This window comes from Stenotrophomonas sp. (genome assembly GCF_050737075.1).
GTDB lineage: Bacteria > Pseudomonadota > Gammaproteobacteria > Xanthomonadales > Xanthomonadaceae > Stenotrophomonas.
Genome location: NZ_JBOHXV010000167.1, coordinates 1 through 3,724 on the forward strand (window position 1 = coordinate 1; position 3,724 = coordinate 3,724).

Sequence of the window (3,724 nt, forward strand, 5' to 3'; positions counted from 1 at the left end):
GCGCGATTGCGCGGGGCGGTTTAGAACTCCTGCCAGTTGCCGTCGGCAAGCTCGGCGGCGACCGCACGGCTGGCCGGCTTGCGCGCCGGTGCCGGTGCAGCAGCCGGGCGGGTCACGGCACGCGGTGCCGGCGCGAACACCGGGGCGGCCGGCGCTGCGTCCACTTCGTCCACGCGGAAGATCGAGACGGCATCGCTGAGGTGGCCGGCCTGTTCTTCCATCGAGCGGGCGGCGGCGGTGGCTTCCTCCACCAGTGCGGCGTTCTGCTGGGTGGTTTCGTCCATCTGCACGACGGTCTGGTTGACCTGTTCGATGCCGGCCGACTGTTCCTGCGAGGCCGCAGAGATCTCGGCCATGATGTCGGTCACGCGCTGCACCGAGGCGACGATCTCGCCCATGGTGGCGCCGGCCTTGTGCACCAGTGCCGAGCCATCATTGACCTTGCCGACGGAGTCGTCGATGAGGCCCTTGATCTCCTTCGCGGCACCGGCCGAACGCTGGGCCAGGGTGCGCACTTCGGAGGCGACGACAGCGAAGCCGCGGCCCTGTTCACCCGCACGGGCCGCTTCGACTGCGGCGTTCAGCGCCAGGATGTTGGTCTGGAAGGCGATGCCGTCGATGACCGAGATGATCTCGGCGATCTTCTTGGACGAGGTCTGGATCGCGCTCATGGTGGTCACCACCTGGCCGACCACGTCGCCGCCCTGCGAGGCCACCGTATGCGCACCGATGGCGAGCTGGTTGGCCTGGCGGGCGTGTTCGGCGTTCTGGCGCACGGTGGAGGTCAGTTCCTCCATCGAGGCGGCGGTCTCTTCCAGGTTGGCCGCCTGCTGTTCGGTACGGCGCGACAGGTCGCTGTTGCCGGTGGCGATTTCGCTGGCGGCCGAGCTGATGGCCTGGCTGGACTGCTTGATGCGGGTGACGATGCCACTGAGCTGTTCGGCGGTGGCGTTGGCGTCGTCGCGCATGGTGGCGAACACGCCGTCGAAGTCGCCGTGCATGCGCACGGTCAGGTCACCCTGCGACAGTGCGGTGAGCAGGCCGGAGATCTGTTCGATGCTGGAGGCGTTGGCGTCGAGCAGGCCGTTGATCTGCTGGGCCAGCTGCAGGAAGAAGCCGTCCTTGCCTTCGGCGCTGATGCGGCCGGACAGGTCGCCGGCGGCGGCCTGGGCAATCACGCGCGCCACTTCGGCTTCGACCAGTGCTTCGGGGGTGCGGTCACGCCATTCGACCACGTGGCCGACGCTCTCGCCTTCTTCGTTGCGGATGGTGGACACGACCTGGGCAAACTGGGCGTCGCCGAACTGCATGGCGCGGCGGGCCACGCCGTGCTGCTTCAGGTTGGCCAGCAGGCTGGCGTCCATTTCGCCGCGGTGTTCGAGCACGGTCAGCGGGCGGCCGACCAGCGTGGCGGCGGCGTCGAAGTCCGGCAGGTTCTTTCGCAGTTCGTCCTGGTAGTGGGACAGGGTCTGTTCCAGGGCGCGGTTGGCGTAGACGATGTTGAGGTGGTTGTCGGTCAGGTACACGCCGGTGGAGCTGTAATCCAGCGCGGTGCGGATACGCAGGTTCTCGCGGGCCACGGCCTGTTCGGTTTCGGTGCGGTCGCGCAGGTCGCGCTGCATGCGCTGCATGGCCTGCATGAGGTCGCCGACTTCATCCTTGCGGGTAACGTCGATATGGCCGTCCAGCTTGCCGCTGGCCACTTCGTTGGCCACCGAGACGGCGCCACGGACGCTGCCGACCAGGGAGCGGGCGAACAGGTAGACCAGCACCAGGCCCAGGGCGGCGCCGCCGAGCAGGGCGATGATGGTCAGGGTGGCGGAGGTGGCGTAGGTGCTTTCGGCCTCTTCGCGCGAGGCGCGGGCGAGGCGGTTGTCTTCGGCGATCAGCGTTTCAAGCGCGCTGGAAGCCTTGAGATGCTTGGTGCGGGTCTCGCCGACGAAGGTATCGATGGCATCGTCCGGCAGGTCCAGCTCGAGCATTTCGGTGACCGAATCGTAGGAGGCCAGCGATTCGTTCCAGTCCTTGGCGAAGGCGTCGAACAGCTTCTTCTGCTGCGGGCTGTCGATGAGGGCCGGATACTTCTTGATGGAGGCGTCGATCTTGCCGCGCAGGTCGGCGGCGCGGGTCTTGGCTTCAGCCTTCACGTCGTCGCTGGCGCGGATCAGCCCCTGGTAAGCGGAGTTGCGATACTCACCGAGCATGCCACGCATTTCGCCGGCCATGCGGATGCTTTCCATCCGGTTGCCGGCCAGTTCGGTGGTCACGTTGTTGAGGGAGTGCAGGCCACGATAGGCGACGATGCCCTGCAGCAGCATCACCAGCAGGATTACACCGAAAGTCAGCATCAACTTCGGCATCAGTTTGAGGTTGTTGATCCATTGCATGGTGGTGCACTCTCCGGTGGCAGACGCGTCCGGGCGTGGCGCCCGGTTGCAGCGACCACGCCGGCCTGTGCCGGCGTGGCGGGGCGTGGGGCGATTACTTGATGTTGGCGAGCTTCAGGCCGGCCGGCGAGCTGACTTCGATTTCAGCGCGCGAGGCGTCGCGGGCGATCTTGCCGATCACACACACGGTCTTGCCTTCGAGGGTTTCCAGCGGGAAGCTGAACTTGCCACGATTCTCGCCGGCGATGCGGGCCGAGAAGGTGTGACGCGGGAAGGCGCCGCCCATGTACAGGAAGGTCGGCTGGCCCTCGGAACCTTCGGCGTAGCGGGCCTTTTCGACCTTGCCGCAGACCATGCCATCCTTGCCGACGGAGCGCGCGGCCATCTCCGGCGGAATCATGTCGGCCGACTGGGCGAAGGCGGACGAGGCGGACGAGGCAAGGACGGCGACCGAAAACAGCGCAAGCAGGGACTTCATCGGGAGATTCTCCGGGGGATATGGATAGTTGGCCCGGGCGTGGGGGATGCCACGCCGCCGGGTCCTGAATCCAGCTATCGGCCGTTTGCGACAGAACTGAAGGATTAAGTTGAACGAAAATCGATCCGGGCTGTCGCGCACGTCCGATCAGGCGGCAGCGTCTTCGACGGCGGCGGTCTGGCCCATGTCGGCGCTGTCGAGCAGGGTTTCGATGTCGAGCAGGATGAGCATGCGATCGTCCTGGGTGCCGATGCCCGAGATGAAGCGGGTATCGACGGCGGCGCCAAACTCGGGGGTGGGGCGGATCTGCTCGGCACTCAGCGGGATGACGTCGGAGACGCTGTCGACGACGATGCCGACGACGCGGTCTTCGACGTTGAGGACGATCATGACGGTGAAGGCGTCGTAGCGGGCCTCGTCCAGGCGCAGCTTGAGGCGCAGGTCGATGACGGGAACGATGGTGCCGCGCAGGTTGATGACGCCCTTGATGTAATCGGGGGCGTCGGGCACGCGGGTGACGGAGTCATAGCCGCGGATTTCCTGCACCTTGAGGATGTCCACGCCGTAGTGCTCGGCGCCGAGGGTGAAGCTGAGGAACTCGCCACCGCTGCTGGCGGCGTTGGGGTTGCTGTGGTTCATGGAAGGAATCCTGGGTCAGGCGTGGCGGTCGGAAAACCGGGGCGTCACGCTCAATATCGGCCTGGGATGTCGCGACTTTAGAGGCGCAAGCAGGAGCGCTCGGTCTGTAAGTGTTCCTGGCTTGGGCTGGCGGGTGCGGGTTGGCGGGACACGCCGTGAATCCATCCTTGGAGGCTTGTAGAAAACATCCATGTTTTCTACAGTCCCGCAAACCCACCCC

Annotated in this window: 3 protein-coding genes; all 3 read right to left on the minus strand. The window is 66.0% G+C overall.

The window, feature by feature from the left end:
• Window positions 1-20: 20 nt before the first annotated feature.
• Window positions 21-2,387, minus strand: a complete 2,367-nt coding sequence (locus ACREPD_RS21850) for a methyl-accepting chemotaxis protein (protein WP_431601240.1) — start codon at window positions 2,385-2,387, stop codon at window positions 21-23.
• 94 nt (window positions 2,388-2,481) lie between these two features.
• Window positions 2,482-2,865 (minus strand): hypothetical protein, encoded by a 384-nt coding sequence (locus ACREPD_RS21855; protein ID WP_431601241.1) that lies wholly within the window; start codon window positions 2,863-2,865, stop codon window positions 2,482-2,484.
• A gap of 147 nt (window positions 2,866-3,012) precedes the next feature.
• Window positions 3,013-3,504, minus strand: a complete 492-nt coding sequence (locus ACREPD_RS21860) for a chemotaxis protein CheW (RefSeq protein WP_421570498.1) — start codon at window positions 3,502-3,504, stop codon at window positions 3,013-3,015.
• Between the last annotated feature and the right edge of the window lie 220 nt (window positions 3,505-3,724).